The 22,929-nt window shown below is 59.0% G+C and carries 19 protein-coding genes and 1 pseudogene; 9 read left to right on the top strand and 11 right to left on the bottom strand.

Annotated features, from left to right (window positions below; genetic code table 11):
• Window positions 1-196, bottom strand: a 196-nt coding sequence (locus NW855_RS14235; protein ID WP_414508988.1) for a MerR family DNA-binding transcriptional regulator, incomplete at its 3' end; no start/stop codon positions are given.
• 78 nt (window positions 197-274) lie between these two features.
• Between NW855_RS14235 and NW855_RS14240 the strand changes: the two genes are divergently transcribed.
• Entirely contained in the window at window positions 275-916 is a 642-nt protein-coding gene (locus NW855_RS14240) for an ABC transporter permease (RefSeq protein WP_011431363.1), read from the top strand.
• Window positions 917-923: 7 nt separating this feature from the next.
• Window positions 924-3,860, top strand: coding sequence for an ATP-binding protein (locus tag NW855_RS14245; RefSeq protein ID WP_414508989.1), 2,937 nt, complete (start codon window positions 924-926; stop codon window positions 3,858-3,860).
• Here the strand turns inward: NW855_RS14245 and rlmN are convergent.
• Window positions 3,857-4,927 (bottom strand): 23S rRNA (adenine(2503)-C(2))-methyltransferase RlmN, encoded by a 1,071-nt coding sequence (gene rlmN / locus NW855_RS14250; RefSeq protein WP_414508990.1) that lies wholly within the window; start codon window positions 4,925-4,927, stop codon window positions 3,857-3,859. The genes NW855_RS14245 and rlmN overlap by 4 nt on opposite strands.
• 467 nt (window positions 4,928-5,394) lie before the next feature.
• Here rlmN and NW855_RS14255 point away from each other — a divergent pair, with 467 nt between their 5' ends.
• Window positions 5,395-5,991, top strand: coding sequence for a chromophore lyase CpcT/CpeT (locus NW855_RS14255; protein ID WP_011431360.1), 597 nt, complete (start codon window positions 5,395-5,397; stop codon window positions 5,989-5,991).
• A 215-nt stretch (window positions 5,992-6,206) separates the two neighbouring features.
• Here the strand turns inward: NW855_RS14255 and NW855_RS14260 are convergent.
• Both NW855_RS14260 and NW855_RS14265 read right to left on the bottom strand, forming a co-directional pair.
• A pseudogene (locus NW855_RS14260) lies at window positions 6,207-6,339 on the bottom strand (IS200/IS605 family transposase); the annotation flags it as partial.
• Window positions 6,340-6,703: 364 nt separating this feature from the next.
• Window positions 6,704-6,874: a hypothetical protein gene (locus NW855_RS14265; protein WP_011431359.1), complete on the bottom strand. Its 171-nt coding sequence runs from the start codon at window positions 6,872-6,874 to the stop codon at window positions 6,704-6,706.
• A gap of 122 nt (window positions 6,875-6,996) precedes the next feature.
• On the opposite strand from NW855_RS14265, the gene NW855_RS14270 reads away from it, so the two are divergent.
• From NW855_RS14270 to NW855_RS14290, 5 genes are all read left to right on the top strand, one after another.
• A complete protein-coding gene (locus NW855_RS14270) occupies window positions 6,997-7,974 on the top strand; it encodes a CobW family GTP-binding protein (RefSeq protein WP_011431358.1) in 978 nt (325 codons plus the stop codon).
• 28 nt (window positions 7,975-8,002) lie between these two features.
• Window positions 8,003-8,863 carry a hypothetical protein gene (locus NW855_RS14275; protein ID WP_414508991.1) on the top strand — a complete coding sequence of 287 codons (861 nt, stop codon included), beginning with the start codon at window positions 8,003-8,005 and terminating at the stop codon, window positions 8,861-8,863.
• 201 nt (window positions 8,864-9,064) lie between these two features.
• Window positions 9,065-11,152, top strand: coding sequence for an excinuclease ABC subunit UvrB (gene uvrB / locus NW855_RS14280; protein WP_011431356.1), 2,088 nt, complete (start codon window positions 9,065-9,067; stop codon window positions 11,150-11,152).
• A gap of 82 nt (window positions 11,153-11,234) precedes the next feature.
• The gene (locus tag NW855_RS14285; protein WP_414347069.1) at window positions 11,235-13,091 is read left to right on the top strand and encodes a mechanosensitive ion channel family protein; all 1,857 of its coding nucleotides are present in this window, start codon (window positions 11,235-11,237) and stop codon (window positions 13,089-13,091) included.
• A gap of 77 nt (window positions 13,092-13,168) precedes the next feature.
• The gene (locus NW855_RS14290) at window positions 13,169-13,687 is read left to right on the top strand and encodes a DciA family protein (protein ID WP_240527320.1); all 519 of its coding nucleotides are present in this window, start codon (window positions 13,169-13,171) and stop codon (window positions 13,685-13,687) included.
• A gap of 172 nt (window positions 13,688-13,859) precedes the next feature.
• On the opposite strand, the gene pxcA is transcribed toward NW855_RS14290, so the two are convergent.
• From pxcA to NW855_RS14320, 6 genes are all read right to left on the bottom strand, one after another.
• Complete coding sequence (gene pxcA, locus NW855_RS14295; protein ID WP_414402780.1) at window positions 13,860-15,230, bottom strand: proton extrusion protein PcxA; 1,371 nt, start codon at window positions 15,228-15,230, stop codon at window positions 13,860-13,862.
• Window positions 15,231-15,387: 157 nt separating this feature from the next.
• A complete protein-coding gene (locus NW855_RS14300) occupies window positions 15,388-16,791 on the bottom strand; it encodes a glycosyltransferase (protein WP_099812766.1) in 1,404 nt (467 codons plus the stop codon).
• A gap of 82 nt (window positions 16,792-16,873) precedes the next feature.
• Window positions 16,874-16,990, bottom strand: a complete 117-nt coding sequence (locus NW855_RS14305) for a photosystem II reaction center X protein (RefSeq protein WP_011431350.1) — start codon at window positions 16,988-16,990, stop codon at window positions 16,874-16,876.
• A 113-nt stretch (window positions 16,991-17,103) separates the two neighbouring features.
• Window positions 17,104-17,463: a ferredoxin-thioredoxin reductase catalytic domain-containing protein gene (locus NW855_RS14310; protein WP_414390276.1), complete on the bottom strand. Its 360-nt coding sequence runs from the start codon at window positions 17,461-17,463 to the stop codon at window positions 17,104-17,106.
• 156 nt (window positions 17,464-17,619) lie between these two features.
• The gene (locus tag NW855_RS14315) at window positions 17,620-18,024 is read right to left on the bottom strand and encodes a universal stress protein (RefSeq protein WP_414347076.1); all 405 of its coding nucleotides are present in this window, start codon (window positions 18,022-18,024) and stop codon (window positions 17,620-17,622) included.
• A 210-nt stretch (window positions 18,025-18,234) separates the two neighbouring features.
• Window positions 18,235-18,669: an alpha/beta hydrolase gene (locus NW855_RS14320; protein ID WP_240527803.1), complete on the bottom strand. Its 435-nt coding sequence runs from the start codon at window positions 18,667-18,669 to the stop codon at window positions 18,235-18,237.
• Window positions 18,670-19,327: 658 nt separating this feature from the next.
• Between NW855_RS14320 and eno the strand changes: the two genes are divergently transcribed.
• Entirely contained in the window at window positions 19,328-20,626 is a 1,299-nt protein-coding gene (gene eno, locus NW855_RS14325; RefSeq protein WP_414402778.1) for a phosphopyruvate hydratase, read from the top strand.
• Here the strand turns inward: eno and NW855_RS14330 are convergent.
• On the bottom strand, window positions 20,623-22,674 hold the full coding sequence (locus tag NW855_RS14330; RefSeq protein WP_011431346.1) for a prolyl oligopeptidase family serine peptidase: 2,052 nt from the start codon (window positions 22,672-22,674) through the stop codon (window positions 20,623-20,625). The two genes, eno and NW855_RS14330, sit on opposite strands and share 4 nt — an antisense overlap.
• Between the last annotated feature and the right edge of the window lie 255 nt (window positions 22,675-22,929).

Here is a 22,929-nt window from a genome sequence, read left to right on the forward strand (position 1 = left end):
TGCTGACTCGGGCGTACAAAACGACTCGTTTGGCTTTCTTTGGCGTTCTGATGTAGCTGTCGAGGTCATACCTTCTTGCCCTACCAGATGGAGTACGTATTGCTTTGATCCAGCCTTTCTGTTCCCATCGCCTCAAGGTGTGGAGACACACCCCAAAATAATCCGCCGCTTCTCTCGGTTTTACATACCTAGCCATACCAAGCAGCCATACTGAACATATTGTACATTATTTTCAGTATAGTCCAGCATATCATTGACTAGAGTCATGCTCTCGATGAGCCTCCTGGCCCGCTCCTTGGACTATGCTCAAAGCAACAGCGACCTGCTACTTCAAGCTTTCCTCCAACACCTGCAACTGGTGGCGGTGCCGCTGGGGATCGCGTTGCTGGTGGGTCTGCCGCTGGGTTTTGGCAGCTCCCGCTCGCAGGTGGTTTCTCTGGTGGTGATCAATGCTTTTAGCAGCTTGCGGGTGATCCCCAGCTTGGCGATTTTGTTTTTGGCCATTCCCTACTTTGGCCTTGGCTTCCGCTCGGCGGCCATTGCCCTGACGATCTTGGCCTTGCCCCCCATTTTAATCAGCACCGACGTGGCCTTCCGCAGCCTGGATCCGGCCCTACGCGAAGCCGCCTTGGGCATGGGCATGACCCCTGCCCAGGTGCTGCGCTATGTGGAGATCCCTTTGGCGTTGCCGGTAATCTTGGCCGGCGTTAAAACTGCTACTATCGAGGTGGTTGCCAGCGCCACGTTGGCGGCCTTTATCGGGGCGGGCGGGCTGGGCAGCTTTATCACGCTGGGGTTTGCCCTCTACGACACCGCCATCCTGCTGGTGGGGGCGATCCCGGTGGCGCTGTTGGCCATGGGTGCCGAAGTTGTCCTCGGCGCTGTGCAGCGAGCGCTAGAACCTCCTCAAGCCTAGGGATCCCATGCTATTTTCCTCGATTGCTTCCCGGATGCGCTTGCCCTCCCTGGCTTCTCGGTCGATCCCTTTGCAGGTGGCGCTGCTGTTGCCGCTGCTGTTGGCGGTGGCCGGGGGGGCGGGCGGGGTGAGCTACCTCTCCTGGCGAGCCGGGCGGCAGATGGCGCTGCAGTTGGCCGAGCACCTGAAGCGTGAGGTTAACCACCGAGCCGAGGAGAACCTACACCGGTATCTGCAGGCCCCCCTGCAGGTCAATGCCCTCACTGAGGGAGCGGTGCGCTGGGGGCTGTTGCCCAATCTGGCCGCTCCTCAGCCTCGCGATCTGGAAGTCTTGGAAGCGTATTTTGCCCGCCAGTTGCAGCAGTTTCCCGAGCTGAGCTATGTCGGCTTTGTCTCTGAGCAGGGGGGGTTTATCACGGCCCGCCGCCACGCCGATGGCTCGATCTGGACTTACCACACGCCGGGCCTGAAGCCGGGATCCGTCCAAGGCCGCCAACGGGATCCGGAAAGCGGGGATCCCACCGGCTTGACGCGGCAATTGGGCTTTGTGGATCTGCGGCGGCTGTCTAGGTTTCCCGCAGTCCTGCAACAGGAAGGGGCCCGCCGTACCTGGGTGGTGAGCAACTTTTTTGTCGAGTCTCCCCATCAAAGGCCGGAGCGGCTGGTCCTGACGGCGCTGCCCTTGGCGGATGGGGAGGGCGGGGTTTACGGCAGCCTGGTGGCTGCTCTCTCGGCTCAGCAACTGCAGGCTTTTCTGGAAGATCTGCAGGTCAGCTTGGGGTATCCGGGGGTGAGCTGGTTGCTGGATGAAGAGGGCCAGGTGGTGGCCGGCACGGAGGAGCTCTCCCCCCACCCGCTGCTGCTGGCTGTGCAAGCGCAGGTGGGATCCTGGGAGATGGCGGCCTCACAAGGGCTGCTGCGCCTTAGGGTGGACAGGATCCGTTATCTGGCACAGGTGACGGCCATTCAGGATGAAGGGGGGCTGAGTTTCTATTTCGTACAGGGGATCCCGGAGGAGATCCTTCTCGCCCCTGTCTATCGCAGCACTCAGCAGGCGGCCCTCTTGGGCGGGGGGCTGCTGCTGGGCTTTCTGGGAGCTGGGATCCTCCTCAGTGAAGCCCTCTCTCGCCCGCTGCGCCGCCTGACCCAAATAGCGGAGCAATTTGTGCAAACTGGGATCCCGGCCTGGCCCCCTGTGGATCCCGGCCCCATCTGGGAGGTGCAGACCCTGGCCAAGGCTTGGCAACAGGCGGCGGCCAGCCAACAGGCGCTGTTGGATCGCCTCTGGCAACAGCAGCAGCAGTACCGCGCTGTGGTGGAGCAGCAGACGGAGCTGATCTGTCGCTCTTTGCCCGATAGCCGCATTACCTATGTCAACCCTGCCTACCTGCGCTTTTTTGGTTGTTCGGCAGAAGAAACAATAGGCAGGCGCTGGGTGGACTCTCTGCCGCCGCAAGAACGGGAGGCGGTGCTGCAGTCTCTTGCGGCTCTTACGCCTGAACGTCCTTTCTACCGCAGCGAGCGGGAGTACCCCGGCGAAAGTGGCCAGTCCCGCTGGGTGAGCTGGGTGGGTCAGGGCATTTTCGACAGCCAAGGCCAATTGGTGGAGATCCTGGCGGTGGGGCGGGAGATCACCGAGCAAAAGCGGGCCCAGCAGCAGCTAGAAGCCCTCAACCGCGAGCTGGAAGCGCAAGTGGCGCTGCGCACCGCTAAGCTGCAGCAGGCTTTGTGCTTTGAGGCGGTGCTGCGCTCCCTCAGCGGCCAGATGGTGGCCAGCCTCAACGAGGGGGAGATCCTGGAAGAGGTGGTCAAGAGCCTGGCCGAAGCCCTCCACCTAAGCGGCTGCCACATTCTCTTGACCGGCGCCGGGGGCTCAGGCTGGATCCCGGCTTGCTCGTTTCCGGAGGAGGCGGATCCCGTCTATCTCAACGACCCTGAGCTGGTGCACCTGCTGCACTCCCATGCTTTTCTCGAGCAGCCCTGGGAAGTCCACTGCTGTTGTCAAAAGGAAAAAGGCGGGCACTGGGTGCAGCTTTTGGCCTGCTCCCTTCGAAACCACCAAGAGCGGCTGGGGCTCTTGCTGTTGGAGCGGCAGCAGGAGTTTTCCGAAGCCGAGAGACAACTGGCCTATCAGGTGGTCAACCTGTGCGCCCTGGCCCTGCGCCAGGCCCGTCTGTACGAGGAGACCCGGGCCCAAGTGAAGGAATTGGAGCGGCTCAACCTGCTCAAGGATGATTTCTTGAGTACCGTCTCCCACGAGCTACGCACCCCCATGACCAACGTGCGCATGGCCCTGCAGATGCTGCAAATAGCCTGCGATAACCCTAAGAAACAGCAGCACTATTTTGCCATCGCTCTCAAAGAATGCAACCGACAAATTGATCTCATCAACGACCTGCTGGACATGCAGCGACTGGCAGCCGAGAAGTATCTGCTCCAGCCGGAAGAGATCTTCCTGCCGCACTATTTGCGGGATCTGGTGGCGGCAGCCCAGCCTCTAGCCCAGGGCAAAAAGCAGAACTTGCAACTGCGCCTAGAAGAGGGGATCCCACCCCTTGAGGCGGATCCCACGGCTCTGGGCCGCATTTTGCGCGAGCTGCTGCACAATGCCATCAAGTACACCGCCCCCGAGGGATCCATCCACCTGCGGGTGGCCCAGGAAGGAGAAGGGATCCTCTTCGTCTGCAGCAACAGCAGCGAGATCCCAGAGGCGGAGCTGCCCCGCATCTTTGAGAAGTTCTACCGCATCCCGCAGTCGGATCGCTGGAAGCACGGCGGCACCGGCCTGGGGCTGTCCCTGGTCAAGCAACTGGTGGAGCACATGGGGGGCCGGATCTCCGTCAGCAGCCTGGAAGGATGGACCCATTTCCGCGTTTGGCTCCCCCAAAGCCCAGATCCCGCTCCGGCGGCGGCAAAAGACCTCTCTAGAGCCGGCAGCGCCTAGGAACGGCCAGGGGCCGGCTCAGGGGAAGCGCGCAAAAAGGATCCCCGCAACTGGCCACAGGCAGCGTTGCTATCCAGACCGCGGGTTTGGCGCACGCTGGCCTGCACGTGGTGTTCTTCAAGCAGGCGGACGAACTCCGCCACCCGCGTCGGGTGGGGGCGCTGATAGTCGGCCTCGGCAATGGGGTTGTATGGGATTAGGTTGACGTGCAGGCGGGCCCCCGCCTGGCTGGCCTGGCGCAGCAGGTGGGCCAGTTGGCGGGCATGGATGGGCAGGTCGTTGACCCCGGCCAGCAGCGTATACTCAAAGCTAATCCGCCGCCCGCTGCAGAGCATGTAGTCGCGGCAATCTTGAATAAGGGCGTCCAGGGGGTAGTGGGCTGCGGAAGGGATCAACTGCTGCCGCAGCTCCTGGTTGGGGGCGTGCAGGCTGACGGCTAGGGTAATTTGCAGATCCTGCTGGGCCAGCCAGGGGATTTGGCGGGGCACGCCCACGGTGGAGAGGGTGATGTGCCGCTGGCCGATGCCAATATCCTGATTGAGGCTGCGAATGGCCTGCACCACGGTGTCGCGGTTGAGCAGGGGCTCCCCCATGCCCATGAAAACCACGTGGCTGACGCGGCGGCCAAAGTCCTCCTGCACCGTTAACACCTGATCCAGGATTTCGTGCAGCTTGAGGTTGCGCCGGTAGCCCATCTTGCCGGTGGCGCAGAAGTTGCAGGCCATGGGGCAGCCCACCTGGGAGGAAACGCAGACGGTCAGCCGCCTGGCGGTCGGGATCCCCACCGTCTCGATCAACTCCCCATCCGCCAACTGCAGCAAAAACTTGACCGTGCCATCGCGGGATTCTATCCGCTGCACCACCTGGGAGCGCCCCACGGGATACTCTTGCAGCGCCTCGCGCCAGGCCTTGGGAAAGACCGTCACCTCCTGCAGGGAGCGGATCCCTTTGTGGTAGAGCCAGGTGTGCAGTTGTTGGCCGCGGTAGGCCGGCTGCCCTTGCTCAACCGCCCAGTCTTTCAAGGCAGCTAGGGATTGCCCAAGCAGGGGAAGGGGTGGGGCAGACATAGCGCCGTTCGCAAATCCATTGAAAGGCAAATCGGATCCCAAGCGGAGGGGATCGAGCTTCTCTACTCTAGCCTGTCGGCCAAACTGGATCCCTAGAGCTGGTTTTGGCAAGCGGGCCTGCCGTCCCGGATAATAGGCTTGCACGCTTACGCTTCTGGGGGTGCGGGGGTGGATAAGCCCCGCCCTGTACCCCCCTATATCCGATTGGGGGGCAGTCAGGGTCGGGATACAGCCACCCCCGCAAAAAATATCGTAAAATCAGATTGGCTGTACAAAACGGCGTTGCCGGAATCTGGTACAGCCCTGCGATAGGGCATTCCGTGGCTGCTTGCAGAGGGTTCTTGCAATAGCTCCCCGTTCGCGCTAGCGGAACGGAGTCCTTCGAAGCGAGAAGCCTGCTCTCTACCCGTTCGCGTCAGCGGCGCAGAGCGCTTTAGGGTGAGAGACGGGAGTATGTCACTTGCGCTATGTCGGTTTCGCCGCAACTGGCCCAACTGGCCACCTGGATGGCCGGACATTTCAACAATCTGCACCAGGCTATAGCCGAGCCGGTCTGGTTCGCCAACATTCACGTCTACCAATGCCCTCTGCCGTGGTCGGTGTTTCAGGGGATAGGGTTTTACGTGGAGCAACTGTACGATATCTACCCCGACCAGCCCTACCGGCAGCGGGTCATCCACCTTTTCGAGACGCCAGACGGGATCCGCATTCAAAACTACGCCCTGGGATCCCCGGAGGCCTACAAATGTGCTGGCCGAGATCTGGGAAAACTGGCCAGCCTGGCGGCGGCAGAGCTGGAGCTTTTGCCCGGCTGCGCGGTTCAGGTGGAATGGACGGGATCCTGCTACCGGGGCCGCAGCGTACCCGGCAAGGGCTGTATCGTCGAGCGCAAGGGCAGAACCACCTACCTCTATAGCGAGTTTGAAATCGGGGCCGACTACTTCCACAGCCTGGATCAGGGGCGCGATCCCGAAACAGATCAGGTGGTCTGGGGATCCCTTTCCGGGCCCTTTCGGTTTGTTAAAAAACAGGATTTTTCCTGCTACTTGCCCCGCTGGAGCTAGCTCCCCATCCAAACCCAGAAGGCCAGGATCCCATCCAGAGCAAGAGCAACAGGGCAAACCCCCAGCAGCCTGTCCATCCAAGGCTGGACATAGGGCCGCTGACCAGGTAGTACACAAAAGGATAGCTGGGTAGCCCCGCACTTGAGTGCGGGGCGGAAAAGCCCGCTAGCCACTTTAGTCGCTTACCCATGATGGGGGTCGTTGATATAGTTTCATAGCTCAAACAACCTCTTCCTGACTTCTCCCACCAAGACCTCTTTCCTTACTCTTTGGCCAAAAAATAAGATAAACAACCGCTAGCCCCACACCATGGTTGTAGTGATTGTACCGTTGACTTTCCTCTCGCACTATCGCTTACTTAGGTTGGAACAAAGAACAAAAACAAGAATGCGGTTTTAACCAAAACTTTGTTTTCGTCCCAACAGGTCGGTTCAAGGAGCGTATCGTGCAATTATGTCAGCATTATGGCATGGAGTTTATTGAGGTAGAGGAGGCGTACAGCTCGCAGGCAAGCTTCCTAGATGGAGATGAGCTACCTAGTTATGGTGAAAAACCCGACGGGTGGAGACCCTCTGGGCTGAGGCAAATGCTGCCGCCAACCTGCTTAAGAAAGTCAGCAGAACCTTGGGGCTTTGCGTTAAGGAACTGTCTAGAGGCGCTTTGACAACGCCGTTGCGGGTTCTTTTGTGGACTGCGTAAGAATCCCCCGCCTTTAGACGGTGGGAGTGTCAACAGGCCCCCCTGGCTGGTGGAGCGAGGTCAAGGCGCTCGACATCGGCCCAGCGGATCTGCCGGCGCAGCCCACCCAGACGGGGTAGGTGGATTGCATGCCCACCTCGTCCACCCGAACCTGCTGGCTTAGGGATCCCAGCAGCGCCGCCATTCAGTCCAGATCCTGGAAAACTGGCCCTGGAGCTAAGCTAGTAGAGCCTCCAGAGAACCTGAGAAAAGGGTTTGTTGGCCGCTTGTCGATTGAGTCTTGAGTGATTGATATGTAATGAATGTATGAAAGCTCAGCTTCCGGTTACAATTTTGACGGGCTTTTTGGGCAGTGGTAAAACCACGCTGCTCAAGCGCATCTTGCAGGAGGAACACGGGCTGCGCATCGGGGTTATCCTCAACGAGTTTGGCGAGATCTCCATCGATGGCGAACTGGTCAACATGCCCCAAGGAGGGCTGATGCAGCTCAGCAACGGCTGTCTCTGCTGCACGGTGCGGGAGGATCTCGAACGGGCGGCTCGCGAGCTGCTTCAGCATGCCCAGGCGTTGGACTACCTGGTGGTGGAGACCAGCGGCGTGGCGGATCCCAGGCAGGTGGCCGAGCTGTTTGTACAGAGAACCTTCCACGAGGAGCTGCGCCTGGATGGGATGGTGACCCTGGTGGATGGGGCCGAGTACTGGCGCAACTTCCAGCGGTCCCAAACTACCGCCCACCAGATCAGCAGCGCCGACATCTTGCTCCTGAACAAGGTAGATTTGATCACCCCAGCCGAACAAGAGAAGATCCTGTTAGATCTGCGTCGCTACAACCCCGACGCTCCCTGTCTGCCCACCACCCACGCCCAGGTGCCCCTGGCCCGCATTTTGGATGTGCACGCCTTTCGCCCAGAGCTGTGGGATCCCAAGCTCTCCGCTGCCGAGGCTGAAGGTCACGCTCACCCCAGTCACCATCTGGAAGAAGACGGGATCCAATCTCTGAGCTTTCAACTGCAGCAACCGCTGGATCTGGCGGCCTTCCGCGATTGGCTGCAGGATCTGCCGGAGACGATTTTTCGCGCCAAGGGGGTGCTGTGGGTTGCGGACGAGCCGCAGCGGGTTATCTTTCATCAGGTGGGCCGACGACAGACCCTCTTCTTGGAGCGGGAGTGGGATCCCGATGAGCCGCGTTGGTCAAAAATTGTCTTCATCGGCAAGGAACTAGAGCGGGAAGCGCTGGCCGCCGGCCTCAACCGGCTGTGTCGGGCAACCGCCGCCTGCCCATGAGTCCAAGTTTTGGGATGGGATAACCGCGATGGGCCGCAGCAAACTTTCAGAACAAGAACAACAGCAAATTGTTAGCACCTACCGCGGCTCGGCAGCCACTGCCGCCGAATTGGCCGAGCAATTTCGGGTAAGCGTTACCACCATCACCCGTGTCCTCAAGGAAAACATCGCTGCCGACGAGTACCAGCGGCTGATCCAGCTCAAACGCTCAGCAGCTCGCCGCAAAGACACGGGCGAGGAACCCACCCTTCCCCTGGACGGCATGGAGGGGCAACAGGTCTTGCCCCCACAGGGGGCTGCCGACGCCTCCGATCTCAGCGATGTCAGCGAAGGGGAGCGGATCCCTGAGGACAGGACGGCCACGGTGGCAGAACTGGCCCCCGAAGAATTGCCGGCCCAGCTCGTAGCCGAGCTTCAAGAAGACCTAGAAGACGACGAGGACAACGACCTGGAAGACGAAGAAGACGATGACGACGAAGAAGAGGATGCCGACGATTTTTTAGACGACGCGGCAGCGGTGCCCTCAGAAGATCCCTTGGCGGATCCCGTCCATCACATCCAAGTACTCCCCCTAGAGAAGCTCGACCTGCCTGAGACCTGTTATGTTGTGGTGGATCGCTACCAAGAGCTGACCACCCGCCCCCTCAAGGAATTTCTGGGGCTGGGATCCCTGCCCGTAGAGGGGATCGAAAACGCCAATACGCTGCCCATTTTCGACAACCACAAGGTGGCTCGGCGCTTTTCCGAGATGAGCCGTCGTGGCAGCAACACCTATCCGCCCTACCGGGTCATCCAATTTCCCGGATACATTCTGGAGATTGTACGCCCACAATTGCAGAAGAAAGGCATTACCCATCTGCTAATCGATGGACAAATTTACAGCCTGTGAGGTGTAGCCGCCGAATTCAACTACAGCTTGCTCTTTCGTCAGGAGATCCAGCGCACCGACGGAAACTCCACTGACAAAGGTTTTAGCTTATGGGACGATATAGGTTCTGGCCAAGCAGGCTGTAACTGCCCAGTTGTCTAAATTAAAAGTCTTAACCAGAACACTCAACCATGGATCCTCAAAAGATCAACGGATAGACTTATGTCGGAGTTTCAACTGGTTTCTTCCTATCAGCCCACGGGGGATCAACCCAAGGCGATTGCCGGCTTGGTGAAGTCGATTTTAGAGGGCCATCGCTTTCAAACCCTGCTGGGGGCAACCGGAACCGGCAAAACGTTTACCATTGCCCATACTATCCAGCAAGTCGGCAGGCCCACCTTGGTGATGGCTCCCAACAAAACCTTGGCCGCCCAACTGTGTAACGAGCTGCGAGAGCTTTTTCCCTACAATGCCGTCGAATATTTCATCAGCTATTACGACTATTATCAACCGGAAGCCTATGTGCCCAGCACCGATACTTACATCGCCAAGTCTTCTTCCATCAACGATGAGATCGACATGTTGCGGCACTCCGCTACCCGCTCTCTATTTGAACGGCGAGATGTCATCGTGGTGGCCTCGGTAAGCTGCATCTACGGCTTGGGCATGCCGGAGGAATACCTGAAGGCTTCCATCCCCTTCCAAGTCGGCCAGGAGATCAACCAGCGGGAGGTCTTGCGGGATCTGGCCGGCATTCAGTACGAGCGCAACGACCTGGAGCTGGCGCGGGGGCGATTTCGCGTCAAGGGCGATGTGCTGGAAATTGTGCCGGCGTATGAAGATCGGGTGATCCGCATTGAATTTTTTGGCGATGAGATCGAGGCCATTCGCCTGATTGATCCGGTTACAGGTGAGATTTTGACCAGCCTCAGCGCCCTCAGAGTCTACCCGGCTCGCCACTTTGTAACGCCAGAAGCCCAGTTGCAGCAGGCGATCCTCAACATTGAGCAGGAGCTGGAGGAGCAACTGGCTTTCTTTCGCAAACAAGGCAAGCTACTGGAAGCCCAACGGCTAGAACAGCGCACCCGCTACGACCTGGAAATGCTGCGGGAGGTGGGCTATTGCAACGGCATCGAAAACTACTCTCGGCACCTGACGGGGCGCAAGGAAGGGGAGCCGCCTGCTTGTTTAGTGGACTATTTCAAGGCCAACGATTGGCTCTTGGTGGTGGACGAATCCCACGTCACCGTGCCGCAAATCCGCGGCATGTACAATGGGGATCGCGCCCGCAAGCAGGTGCTGGTGGATCACGGGTTTCGCCTGCCCAGCGCCCTCGACAACCGCCCTCTCAAAGCCGAGGAGTTCTGGGCCAAAGTCCACCAATGCGTCTTTGTTTCCGCCACGCCCGGCAACTGGGAACTGGAGCAAAGCGGAGCCCAATTTGAAACGGTGGTGGAAAACGGCAAAACCCTGAAGTTCTATGTGCCGGGCACCGGTCGGGTTATAGAACAGGTCATTCGGCCCACCGGGGTGGTGGATCCGGAAGTGCATGTCCGCCCCACAGCCGGGCAGGTGGAGGATTTGTTGGGAGAGATCTACCTGCGATTGGAACGTTCGCAGCAGGGCCTCCCGGAACGGGTCATTGTGACCACCCTCACCAAACGCATGGCCGAAGATCTCACAGAATACTTGCAAGAACGCGGGATCCGGGTTCGCTATTTGCATTCCGAGATCAGCTCAATTGAGCGGATCGAAATTTTACAAGATTTTCGCGAAGGAGCTTTTGACGTACTGGTAGGGGTCAATTTGTTGCGGGAAGGGTTGGATTTGCCGGAAGTCTCCTTGGTGGCCATTTTGGACGCGGATAAAGAGGGATTTTTGCGGGCGGAGCGATCCCTGATTCAGATGATCGGGCGAGCAGCGCGCAATGTCCGTGGCACGGTGGTGATGTACGCCGACACCCTGACCGGCAGCATGGCCCGGGCCATCGCCGAAACCCAGCGCCGCCGGGAGATTCAATTGCAATACAACCGCCAACACAACATCACTCCTAAGCCCATTATTAAGAAAAACAGCAACGCCATTCTGTCTTTTTTGGCCATCTCCCGCAAACTCAACAGCCAAGACCTGGAAAAAGCCTTTCCAGTTGCAGACGAAATCCCTCTTTCGGAGATTCCAGAGCTGATCGGCCAACTGGAACTGAAGATGAAAGCAGCGGCCAAAAACCTGGAATTTGAAGAAGCTGCGCAACTGCGAGACCAAATTAAAAAGCTGCGCCAACGCCTTTTGGGCCACCATCAGAGCACTTAAGGTCCTCGCTTGGATCGGCCAAAATCGGGATTTGCTTATGCCACCATAGGCTTACAGCAGCATCCTAGGGATCCCCAAGACAATGGGCGTTCGGGTCCAACGAGCCATTCGAGACTCTGTCCTGCTGAAGGGAGCGGCCCTGGCGGTGGGGCTGATAGCCGGGATTGGCCTCTGGCTCCTGCCCGCTCCGGTCTCCAAGGCTGCTGGGATCCCGGTGGCCCAAGCCCTCGAGTTGCGGGATCCCGGCTTTTCCCACCCCACTCCTGCCGAAGCGCCAACTCTTGAGGGATCCCCTTCCCCGACCTCTAGCCCACTGCGGATCCCCTTGACCGGCCAAGAGGGCACAGAAGTCTTGGTGGGGAACATTCCGGTGTTTCGCCTGCAGACGGCAGAATACCCCAGCGATGTGCGGGCCGACAACGTGCGGGCAATCATTGAGCGCTTCTTGGAAGAAGGCCAGTTGCCAGAGCCGGAGGTACGGGTGGCCCAGGATGCCAACGGCCAGTACGTCCTCCGCCTGGGAGAAAGAGGTCGCTTTGAGGCCACCCAGCGGTATCTGTTTACCGTCACCTATGCCGACGCCGCCGCCGAGCGCAGGGTGCCGCTGGGCCAGGTGAGCCTCAACGACGTGCGTCTGGTGGCCAACACTTGGGCGCGGCGGCTGGAGCAAGCCATTGCCGAGTACCGGCAGGATCGGCTGGATCTGCAGCGGGCGCAGGATCCGCGCGTGCTGATGCTCACCATCCTGGCCGGGCTGGCCACCGTGGCAGTGGGGTTCTTTCTCTGGCGGCTGTTCGACCGCAGTCTCGTCCGCCTGCAAAGTTGGTTGGAGCTCAAGGCCGACCCGGCCTGGGGGAGCTGGATCGACATCGCAGGGGTGCTGCTGCGAGGCCTGGGAGCAATTCTCATTGCCGGCATCTCTCTGGATCGCGGCATCAGCTTTATACCTGCCCTGCGGCCTTTTCAGCGCGCTTTTTACCTGGGCTTGGGGCGCGTGGTGGCCACGGCGCTGGGCGTCCTCACCCAACCGCTGCCCAATTCCAGCGTCTCCATCGCCAGCTTGCTGGTCTTTTTTGTGCTGGCCGCTTTGGTCTTCACCGTTGCCCACTACGTCAGCGTTGGCTTTAAGCAGCGGTTTCTGAGCCGGCTGGGACTGGATCTGGGCACCCAGGAGTCTACAACGGCCATCTTCAAGTACATCCTCACCCTGTTCGGGATCCTCTTGGTCTTGCCCTTCAGTGGCCTCAATTTGGGATCCCTGGCGGTGATTGCCGGGGCGGTGGGTTTGGGGATCGGTTTTGGTCTGCAAAACCTCTCCAACAACTACATCAGCTACATCGCCATCCTGCTGGAGCGCCCCATCCAAGTCGGGGATCTGGTGGAAGTGGACAACCTGCTCGGCACCGTGGAGCGCATTGGCCCGCGGGCCACCGTCCTGCGCACTTTGGATCGCATCTTTGTAATCGTGCCCAACTCCCGCTTCACCGAGTCGAAGGTGGTGAACTGGAGCTACCGGGATCCCCGCTGTCGCATCCACATTCCCGTGGGCGTGGCCTACGGCTCCGATACCACCTTGGTCACCGAAGCCCTGCTCAGCGCCGCCAAGGAAAATCCGCGGGTACTGAGCAGCCCCGCCCCGCAGGTGTGGCTCAAGTCTTTTGGCCCCTCTTCCCTCAACTTTGAGCTGCTGGTGTGGATCAACCGGCCCCAGGATCAATTTGTCTTGATCAGCGAGCTGAACTTTGCCATCGAAGCAGAGTTTCGCCGGCGTGGGATCCGCATCCCCTTCCCCCAGCAAGATATTCACATTCGCAGCCTCGAAGGATTTGCTCCCCCCAGTCAAAACGGCGGATCCCGTTCCCTGCCCGATGCCGCTTCCATTCAGTCCGCCCTCAGCGAAGCGGCAAAATCGTTGGAAGACCAAAATGGCGTTTCCTGAGCGACACCATGCTGCAACGGTTAGATGAGGCACTGGGTAGCTTTGGCAGCCATCCGTGTTGGGCTGAACTGAAGCAAATGCAGCTCCTAAGACAGCTCTGGCCGGAAGTGGTGGGAGAGGCGGTAGCAGCGCAAACCTATCCCCTCAACCTGCGCCGCCAGGTGCTACAGGTGGCCACCTCTACCCCGTCCTGGGCGCAAAACTTAACTCTGCAGCGCCAGCTCATTCTCAGGAAACTCAACAGCCGCCTGCACCCTCCTCTCAGCGACATTCGCTTCAGCCCCGGCGCTTGGCACGAGGGATCCAGCCCGTCCGCTCCCCACCCTGATGCGGAGTTGGTAGGCAAGTTTTACCCCATCTCATCTGCAACCCCAGCCCAAAAGCAGCCTGCAACCGCTCGCCGCTCCGGCTCACGGCCGTCTCCCGCCGATGCTAAAGCCGCTTTCGAACGTTGGGCCCGACTGGTGAAACAGAGACAAACTCAGCAAAACCTGTTCCCTTGCCCTGCCTGTGGCTGCCCCGCCCCTGCCGCCGAACTGGAGCGTTGGTTGGTCTGCGGGTTTTGCCATCGCCAGTCCTTGCGCGTGCGCAGCTAACTCAGGGAACTCAAATTAGGGCTGTTTCCAGGGGCAACGAAACAACTCGTTAGGTCGATCCCCAGCTCCCTTCTCCCAGAGGGAGAGGGGCCGGGGGTGAGGGGAACTCCCCCTGAGGTTGTGGATGGTGGCGGCAGCGGCCTGGATTCTCGATGAAGGCAACTGCAAACCCTCAATCGTTCATGGCGTGGTAGGTGGCCACCGCCGACGGCGATACGCGGTTCAAGTAGCGGAAGATCCAGTACTTAAAGAGTGTATCGAGGAAAACCGGAAAAGTGGCAATAAAGCCGTAGATAAAATTGCGGTTTTCTGGCAGACCCAGGTGGGCAGCTAAGCTGCTCAGCAGCACCTCCCAGCCATGGGGAGAGTGGTAGCCGACGAACACATCTGTGAAGAGAATAATAATGAAAGCCTTGGCACTGTCGCTGAGGCCATAGATCAGGCGATCCAAAAAAGACTTGAGAACTTCAATTTCCTCGCGCCCGATGAAGATCAGCCAGCCAAACACCAGCAGCGATAGCACGTCGGCAAGGACGTTCTTGAGGCCTTCCAAATTCTTACGGCTGTATTTTTGCAGCAACTCCTCTGCCTTCTTGGACAGTTGGTCTTCGGATTCCAGGTCGAGCTCTGGAGATTGGTGGTGTAAAGCCCGCTCAAACTCTATTTTTTCCTTGAAAAACTCAAACTCGGAGAGAGCCTTTTCTTGAAATTCGTAGCTCAGAGCCAGAATGGTGGGCTCCCGCGGCTGAAAGCGATCCACCAACGGCCCGAACAGGAAGTGTTTCGAGAAAATCTGGACAAGCAGCGGCAAAATGGCCAGCAGCAACAAAAACCGAACTGCCACCAGTGTGCGCGTGCGTTGGCTGCGATACTCCTGGAGCAGCTCTTCTTCTGCCTGCGAACTCAGCTCACGGCGGATCTGGTTGGCCGTACGCAGGATGGAGCGAGGCAGGAGGGCCGTTTTAGAGGCAACCGGGGCATTGCTGTTGTCGAGGTTTGTCTTAGCAAGATTGGTCTTGATGGAGGGATCGGAGGGCTCCGGCTGGCTTGAGGTCAGTGGCTCTGGTTGCTCTTGAGAGTTGGGCGGAGGGGAGGTGGACCTGGGTTGAGCAGCGGGGCGCTTGTAGCGCGAGGTCACCTGATCGATAAACTCCAGCTTTTCCAAAATCGAGGGATCCCGACTTTGCCGGCCATTTTCAGCGTCTTTACCGTCGTTTTCAGAAGGGCCGACGGGGGCCTCTTTGGCCTGATCTTTGTCGGAAGAGAAGGGAGGGCCGCTGCCATTTTGCTCGGGATCCGGCAGGCGAGAAAAAACGCTACTGGCCCTGAACTCCGCTAAACTAAGATCAATTTGACGCAATTCCTGGCGCAATTGGATCTGAAAGTAGCGGCTGGTGTTTTGGCCGTGGTTTCCGTTGCTGCCGATGGATCCCCCCTGAAAGTAGCGGTCTTCGATGGCTTTGATGCGCAGGGCAGCTTCATAGGCTCGATCGAGGGAGCGTAGGGGAGTACTTGAGATCCATTGGCCGAGCCTGCTCAACACGGATTCCCCCATTGCTTTTTCCTGTGGCGGTTTTTCTCAGGGCTGATCCATGCATTTTTCAATGGCTAACTATTGTAACAACTTCTGGGAGGCTGGGCAGGGATCCGGATGGGGAAGCGGCCCGTCTGGATCAAAACCGTGTTGAAGGGGTTAGGGCTCAGGATCCCTTGAAGCGGCTGAGGGCAAAAGCGCAGATCTGCAGCAGCCGCAGCCCGTCCCGCACATGTTGGATGTTGGAGCGCCCATAGGTTCTGGGGAAGTAGCGCACCGGGATGTCCAGGATCTTGAGGGTGCGCTTGGCCGCCCCCAACAACAGGTCGAAATCCCCAAACGGGTCAAAATCCCCCCATTCTTGCCGCAGCTTGGCAATCTGCCAATAGTCCTCCCGCCACAGGGCCTTGGTGCCGCAGAGGGAATCTTTGATGCGGATGCCGAGAATGTGGGAGAGGAGAGCGGCAAAAAAACGATTGGCCCACTGGTTGAGGCGCGGCATCGCTTCTGGTTTCAGGGGATAGACGAGGCGGCAGCCGTTGGCAAAGTCGCACCGCCCGGAGGCCACCGCGCGGAAAAACTTGGGGAGCTCTTCCGCCTGGACAGTCAAGTCGGCGTCGAGAATGATCAGCACATCGCCGCTGGCCGCGGCAAACCCCTTGCGCACCGCATCTCCCTTGCCTTTGCCCTCTTGCCGGAGAGCCTGGATGGTGCGGATCCCCTGGTATTCGTCCTGAACCCGCTGGATCTCAGCCCAGGTGTCGTCGCTGGAATGCCCCTCTACAAAAATGATCTCGGTGCGGGATCCCATCTCTGGCAACTGCTGCACACAGCGGCGGATGTTGCCCGCCTCGTTGCGGGCTGGGATCACCACTGTGCAAGAAGGTTGCTCCTCAAGGGGGGGATCCCAGGCGGGATCGGGCTGGGGGCGGGCGATCGTGTATTCCGTTAGACAAAGGGCGTTGATCCCGGGCAAGGGGGCAATGAAGCGGTTAATCAGCGTCGAAAGCAGTGGGATCCGCCGCGGCAACAACAGCCGCTTGCCCTGCTGAATGACCTCGTACCCTGCTAGGTGCAGCAAATTGGCCACATCGCCTGCCGAGAGCCAGTTGGCTGCCGGCAGGGGCATGCGCTGCTTGAGGACGGTCGCCAGGCTTAGCAGCGGCTCCCAGAGGGGGTTGTGGTACGAGAGGATCAGGCGAGTGCGCGGGGTACAAAAACGGCGCAGCCGCTCAAGAACCTGCTGAACGTCTGCCAGGTAGCCCAAGGTGTTGACGAGCAAAATAACGTCAAAAGGCTCCGCTAAGATGGGATCCTGCTTGTCCAGCGTGTGGGCATCCTGCACCCGAAAGTGAAGATGGGGAAACTGCCTCTGCGCCTGGGCAACAATCTCTGCGTCCCAGTCAATCCCCACCCCAAAACTGGGCTGCAAAGCGTTGAGCAGGGATCCGGTGCCGGAGCCGATTTCCAGAATGCGCAGGCCTGGGGGAACGAAGAAGCGGTGCAGCCGCTCCAGATCCTCGTGGTAGTAGCGGTTTTTTTGCCGCCAGTAGTGCAGGGGGTGGGTCAACGCTCCCGGGATGTCGCCAGATCAGCTTTAGATCATAAAGGGCGGTGGGCAATCCGCAGACAAGCCCTGGCGAGCAGGAGACTCAGCGACGACGCACCCTATCTCTTTGGCTGACGAAGACGATGGCGCCGAAGAGAAGCCCCAGCACCACTGCGCCGTACAGCAAGCTCCAGAGAAAGTTAGCCAGTGAGGGAGTCATAAAAGAGTTTCCTCCTCCTGCGAATAGCAACTACCCAGCTATTCTCTGACTATACCGATCTTTGTCACCCCTCCCCGCCCGATCGTCCCCTCCAATGACAGGCACTTGGCCGATTATTTCGTTTGGTATTCCAGGGGCACCTCCTCTAGGGTTTGGCTGGTGCCGGCAAAGGGGTTGTCTGGGGTTAAGAAGAGCATACAGTGACATTCTTTGCGCTCGCGCATTGGCACGCAGGGGCAGTTCCAATAGCCGGCTTTCACTTCCGCCTCTTTGTCTTCGTAAAAGCGGCAGGGACAGAGCGGAGCGCCCAACTGCTCTTTGTGGAGAGCCAAGCCTTCGATCACTGCCGTCGTAATCGTAGGATCAGAGCAGAAAAAAGTGTCGGTACGTTTGGCGTAGGTTTCTGCGAAATGCCGCATCACCTCGAAGGTTCTCTGCGAGGCCTTGTTGTGACCACGACTTTGATTTTCCATACCGATTCCCAGGGGTGTAACCAGTAATCCGGGCTACCTCGCTCTTCGTTGTACAGCAGACTCCTGCTCAACACGAACAAAAACGGCCTTGCTGTTACACAAGGCAACATTTTGAGACAACTTCAACACACTCCCCGGAAAGAGAAGGTCTGGTCTTCAGGGTACTACCAGCACTGGGCAAGGGGAGAGGTCGATGACCCGGTGGCTGACGGATTCGTTTTTCCGGCCTTCGGCTAGGCTGATGCCGCGGGATCCCATCACGATTAGGCTGATCTCCAGCTCGTCCGCCACGTCGCAGATGACAAAAGGAACCTTCCCCTCGCGATACTCGCTCTTGACATTTTGGATGCCAATCTGCTGGAGGCCAGCCTCAGCCTGTTTGAGCAAGTTGTGGATACTTTGGCGGGCTTGCTCGGCTTGCTCTGGGCTCAGGTCCGTGCTGTCTAGGACGGAGAGCAGATAGACCTGGCTCTTGTAGCGCTGCGCTATGTCCGCCACCAAGGGCAGGGCGTGGCTAGTTTCGCGCGAGTTGTCGATGGGAAAGAGCAGTTTGTCGAACATAGTCGCGGATCCCACACTTAAGCCCGCCCCTTCCCTATCCACGTCGGGGGCTGGCCCTATTCTACCAATCAATTTTACCGGAAGCTCAATGGCCTCCTTCCACCCCTGCCCGTTTTTCTATTGTCAGGGGCTCGACCTGGGCTGCAAACGGAGCCCCTCTCCTGTTGGGATGAGCGGCCATGCCCATCATCCCGCAAAACTCCAGCCGCCTTAGGCCATGCTGGGCTGAAATTTACGCAATTCCTGCCAAAAATCCATGATTTTCAGATTGACCAAACTTGGAAAAGAATAATGAAAAAACTGTCGTCCCCCAGGGCAAAACCACATTTGATCCCCTGGCTTTAAGTGGTTTCCCCACTTCTCGAGCGAAGCGGGATCCACAATGGGGTCATCCTCGCTGGCGCAAACCAACATCGGCACCGACACTTTCTGGGTTGGAATCGCTACCACCTGAAATAGGGAGTGAGGTATGGGGGAAGTGTCTAAATCTTTAGCCAGGGCATAGGAGAGTGAGCGCGCTCGCCACTGTTCTGAAGCTGGCAGAAGGCTCTGGGCTATACGCACCAGGAGCTGTTCTCGGCTACAGCAAAACATTTTTCGCTGCATGGGCCACATGCGCCCCCAGCAGCCAAAAAGATCAGTCAAACGGGCGTTGCCCGCCCCCTAGGGGATCTACTTTTGCAAGTTAGATCCCCCTTCTTGCCCTCAATGTTGTCGCTGTCATCCCCGCTCTTTTGCGTTGCTAAACAAGCTTTTTTAGGAAAAGGCCAGAGACTTTGCCCCAGAGCTGCCTCTGGCCGCACGGACACATCCTTTCGAGCCATACAACCAATTATTGATAGTAAATCTCAACTTTAAGCTGTAGTCTACTCTAAGCTTCTTGAGAAAAGATATCAATATACTTAGGATTAAGTTTTGTTAAAAGCTGGATTGACTTCGCAGGCTGCGGCTCTCGTAGGCGGTAGTTGTTCCTGAAGGGCCGGGTTTAAGCAAGGGATTCCGTGGCAGCTAGTGATAAAAAATCTCTTTTTTCTTGAGATTAGTTTCAATCAAGCCAGAGTTGGCCCAGCCAAGGGGTAAGGAGCCCAGAGGAGATGTCGAGACATCTGAAGCTGTGGACGGAGATAGGGCTTTATGTTCTCAGCTACTCCCTGCCTGTTCCTAGCTCAGACCGAAAGCAACTGTGCCGCCTGTGCCCATTAAAGTTTTCCGGAAGCCAAAGGGATCCGGGGGCAAAAATCCACTAGTCTATTGGCAATCTGGCTTCGGCCAGAACTGTCTAGCCAATTGCTGAGGTGCAACTGTGGAAACGGCCATCGAGTGGATTACCGCCCATGAGATCCTCGACTCCCGGGGGCAGCCGACCTTAGAAGCTTTGGTGGGCCTAGCCAATGGGGCAACCGGCTTGGCCCAGGTGCCCAGTGGCGCTTCGACCGGCACTTTTGAGGCCCACGAGCTGCGGGACGGGGATCCCAAGCGCTACGGGGGCAAGGGTGTGCTGAGGGCAGTGGAAAACATCCTCGGCCCCATCCAGTCGGAGCTGCGAGGGGAAGATGCCCTCAACCAGGCCCGCATCGACCAGTTGCTGATCGATCTGGACGGCACCCCCAACAAGTCGCAACTGGGAGCCAATGCCATCTTGGCAGTTTCTTTGGCTACAGCTAAGGCGGCTGCCAGTGCAGTGGGCCTGCCTTTGTACAGGTACCTGGGTGGACCCTTTGCCAACCTGCTGCCGGCGCCGCTGATGAATGTGCTTAACGGCGGCGCCCACGCCGACAACAACCTCGATATTCAAGAATTTATGATCGTGCCCATCGGAGCACCCAGCTTTCGCGAGGCGCTGCGCTACGGAGCCGAGGTGTTTGCAGCCCTAAAACAAGTGCTGCGGCAGAGGGGACTGTTCACGGGGGTGGGGGATGAAGGCGGATTTGCCCCCAACCTCGACTCCAACGCCGCAGCTTTGGATCTATTGATGACGGCTATTGAACAGGCGGGCTACAGGCCAGGGGAGGATATCGCCTTGGCCTTGGACGTGGCGGCCAACGAGCTGCTGCAGGATGGGCAGTACCACTTCGAGGGCAAAGCCCGCAGCGCCGAGCAGATGGTGAACTACTACGAGCAACTGCTGGCCAACTATCCCATCCTCTCCCTGGAAGACGGGCTGGCGGAAGAAGATTGGGCCGGCTGGCAGGCCATGACCGCCCGCTTGGGATCCCGGGTGCAACTGGTGGGGGACGACCTGTTTGTAACCAACCCGGCCCGGCTGCAGAAAGGCATCGACAGCGGCGCTGCCAACGCCATTTTGATCAAGCTCAACCAGATCGGCACCCTGACAGAGACGGTCTCGACCATTCAACTGGCCGTTCAGGCGGGCTTTCGCACCCTCATCAGCCACCGCTCCGGTGAGACAGAAGACACCACCATCGCCGACCTGGCGGTGGCCACCCGCGCCGGCCAGATCAAAACCGGATCCCTCTGCCGCAGCGAGCGCATCGCCAAGTACAACCAACTGCTGCGCATCGAAGACGAGCTGGGGGAAGCGGCCGTCTATGCCGGTCGGGTGGGCCTGGGGCCTAGGGGGTTGCCGGCGCGGAGTCGCTAGCCCGCTTGGATCCCCAGCACCTGCACCAAGAAGGCCCAGCGGTCGGCGGTCTCTTCGATGAGCTTGGCAGTGGGCTTGCCGGCCCCGTGGCCGGCTTTGGTGTCGATGCGAATGAGGATGGGCTGGGATCCCCCCTGGGCCGCCTGCAGGGCGGCGGCAAACTTGAAGCTGTGGGCGGGCACCACCCGGTCGTCGTGATCTGCCGTGGTGATCAGGGTGGCGGGGTAGGCGGTGCCGGGCTTGAGGTTGTGCAGGGGGGAGTAGGCGTAGAGGGCCTTGAATTCCTCCGGGTCTTCCGGGGATCCGTACTCGGAAATCCAGGCCCAGCCGATGGTGAACTTATGAAAGCGCAGCATGTCGAACACCCCCACGGCGGGGAGGGCTGCTGCAAAGAGATCCGGCCTTTGGGTCAGGCAGGCCCCCACCAAGAGGCCGCCGTTGCTGCCGCCGGCGATGGCCAACTTGGAGGGGTTGGTGTAGCCGTTGGCCATGAGCCACTCAGCCGCGGCAATGAAGTCGTCGAAGACCTTTTGCTTGTTGAGCTTGGTGCCCGCTTGGTGCCAGGCTTCCCCGTATTCGCCGCCGCCGCGCAAACTGGGCTGGGCGTAAACCCCTCCCATCTCCAGCCAGGCCACCAGGCCCACCGAAAAGCTGGGGGTCAGAGAGATGCCAAAGCCGCCGTAGCCGTACAGCAGGGTGGGGTGATCCCCTGTCCGCGCTAGGCCGCGGCGGTGGACAAGGAACATGGGGATGCGGGTGCCGTCTTGGCTGGCGTAGAACACCTGCTGCACCTCATAGGCCTGGGGATCGAAATCCACCTGGGGCTGACGGAAGAGGGTGCTGCGGCCGCTGGTGAAGTCGTAGCGGTAGATGGTGGGGGGAGTGGTAAAGCTGGTGAAGGTGTAGAAGGTCTCGGTGTCGTGGCGCTTGCCGCCAAAGCCGCTGGCGGATCCCAGCCCCGGCAGGGGGATTTCCCCCAGGTAGGTGCCGTCTAAAGCAAAGGTCCGGATCTGGGTGTGGGCGTCTTTGAGGTAGAAGGCAACGAACTGGTTGTGGATTAGGCTAACTCCCTGCAGGGTCTCCTCGGCTTCGGGGATCACCTCTTGCAACTGACCTGGGTTGTCGAGATCAATGGCCACCAGTCGCCGCCGGGGAGCCTGGAGGTCCGTCAACAGCCAAAAGCGGGAGCCGTCGTTGCCGACAAAGGCGTACTCGGCCTGGAACTCGCGGATAAGCTCCACCACCGGCGAGCTGGGATCCCGCAGGTCTTTGTAGAAGAGGAGGTTTTTGGGATCCGTGCCCCGCCAGACGGAGATGATTAGGTAGTCTCCATCTTCGGTAACCCCGCCGGCAAAGCCCCACTCTTTTTGGTCAGGGCGGTGGTAGACCAAGAGATCTTCCGACTGGGGGGTGCCCAGGCGGTGGTAGTAGAGTTTTTGGAAGTAGTTGGCGCTTTCGTACTCGCTGCCAGGGGCCGGCTCGTCGTAGCGGCTGTAGAAAAATCCCTGCCCGTCCAGCGTCCAGCTGGCCCCGGAGAATTTAATCCAGCGCAGGTGATCCGGCAGGTCTTCTCCCGTTTCGATATCCCGCACCTTCCACTCCTGCCAGTCGGAGCCGGAGCGGGAGAGACCATAGGCCAGGTAGCGCCCGTCGCGGCTGATGGCAATCCCTGAGAGGGCCACCGTGCCGTCTTCCGAGAGGGTGTTGGGATCTAGCAAAACCCGCGCCTCTCCCTCCAGGCTTTCTTGGGTATAGAGAACGCTCTGGTTTTGCAGGCCGTCGTTTTTGAAGTAGAAGTAGCGGTTGCCCTCTTTGAAGGGCTGGCTGTATTTTTCGTAGTTCCACAGTTGCCTCAGGCGCTCCAGAAGCCGCTGCCGGGCCGGGATCCGCTGCAAGTAGTCAAAAGTTAGGCGGTTTTGCGCCTCGATCCAAGCTCGCGTCTGCTCAGAATCCAGATCCTCCAGCCAGCGATAGGGATCCGGCACCGCTTGCCCATGGTAGAAGTCGACAACAGTGGGATCCGGATGGCTGGGCGGGTAGTTGAGCATAGAGACGGAGCAACAAAAGACCAATTCCACTATGGCAGAAGCCTGAGACCTCAGCGTGGGATTTGACACTCCCACCCAAATGGACTCGCGAAGGCGCTGTCAAGACGCCCCTAGACAGTCCTTTGAGGCATAACCTCAAAGTTCTGCTTACTTCGGACTTAAGTTCCTCCAGGTTAGTTATTGCCGCGCGGGTTTTGCACCGCAGTAGGTTGTTTTCCTGGAGAAGCTCTGTACTAACTATAACAAAGAAGCAAC

It is taken from the genome of Synechococcus sp. RC10B2, assembly GCF_047502635.1.

Coding starts and splice junctions, on each gene's coding strand:
- NW855_RS14270 (WP_011431358.1), top strand. CDS start 6,997: ATGAAAGCTCAGCTTCCGGTTACAATTTTGACGGGCTTTTTGGGCAGT.
- NW855_RS14255 (WP_011431360.1), top strand. CDS start 5,395: ATGTCGGTTTCGCCGCAACTGGCCCAACTGGCCACCTGGATGGCCGGA.
- uvrB (WP_011431356.1), top strand. CDS start 9,065: ATGTCGGAGTTTCAACTGGTTTCTTCCTATCAGCCCACGGGGGATCAA.
- NW855_RS14290 (WP_240527320.1), top strand. CDS start 13,169: ATGCAGCTCCTAAGACAGCTCTGGCCGGAAGTGGTGGGAGAGGCGGTA.
- NW855_RS14245 (WP_414508989.1), top strand. CDS start 924: ATGCTATTTTCCTCGATTGCTTCCCGGATGCGCTTGCCCTCCCTGGCT.
- NW855_RS14275 (WP_414508991.1), top strand. CDS start 8,003: ATGGGCCGCAGCAAACTTTCAGAACAAGAACAACAGCAAATTGTTAGC.
- NW855_RS14265 (WP_011431359.1), bottom strand. CDS start 6,874: ATGGCGGCGCTGCTGGGATCCCTAAGCCAGCAGGTTCGGGTGGACGAG.
- NW855_RS14310 (WP_414390276.1), bottom strand. CDS start 17,463: ATGGAAAATCAAAGTCGTGGTCACAACAAGGCCTCGCAGAGAACCTTC.
- NW855_RS14305 (WP_011431350.1), bottom strand. CDS start 16,990: ATGACTCCCTCACTGGCTAACTTTCTCTGGAGCTTGCTGTACGGCGCA.
- NW855_RS14330 (WP_011431346.1), bottom strand. CDS start 22,674: ATGCTCAACTACCCGCCCAGCCATCCGGATCCCACTGTTGTCGACTTC.
- NW855_RS14240 (WP_011431363.1), top strand. CDS start 275: ATGAGCCTCCTGGCCCGCTCCTTGGACTATGCTCAAAGCAACAGCGAC.
- NW855_RS14315 (WP_414347076.1), bottom strand. CDS start 18,024: ATGTTCGACAAACTGCTCTTTCCCATCGACAACTCGCGCGAAACTAGC.
- rlmN (WP_414508990.1), bottom strand. CDS start 4,927: ATGTCTGCCCCACCCCTTCCCCTGCTTGGGCAATCCCTAGCTGCCTTG.
- NW855_RS14285 (WP_414347069.1), top strand. CDS start 11,235: ATGGGCGTTCGGGTCCAACGAGCCATTCGAGACTCTGTCCTGCTGAAG.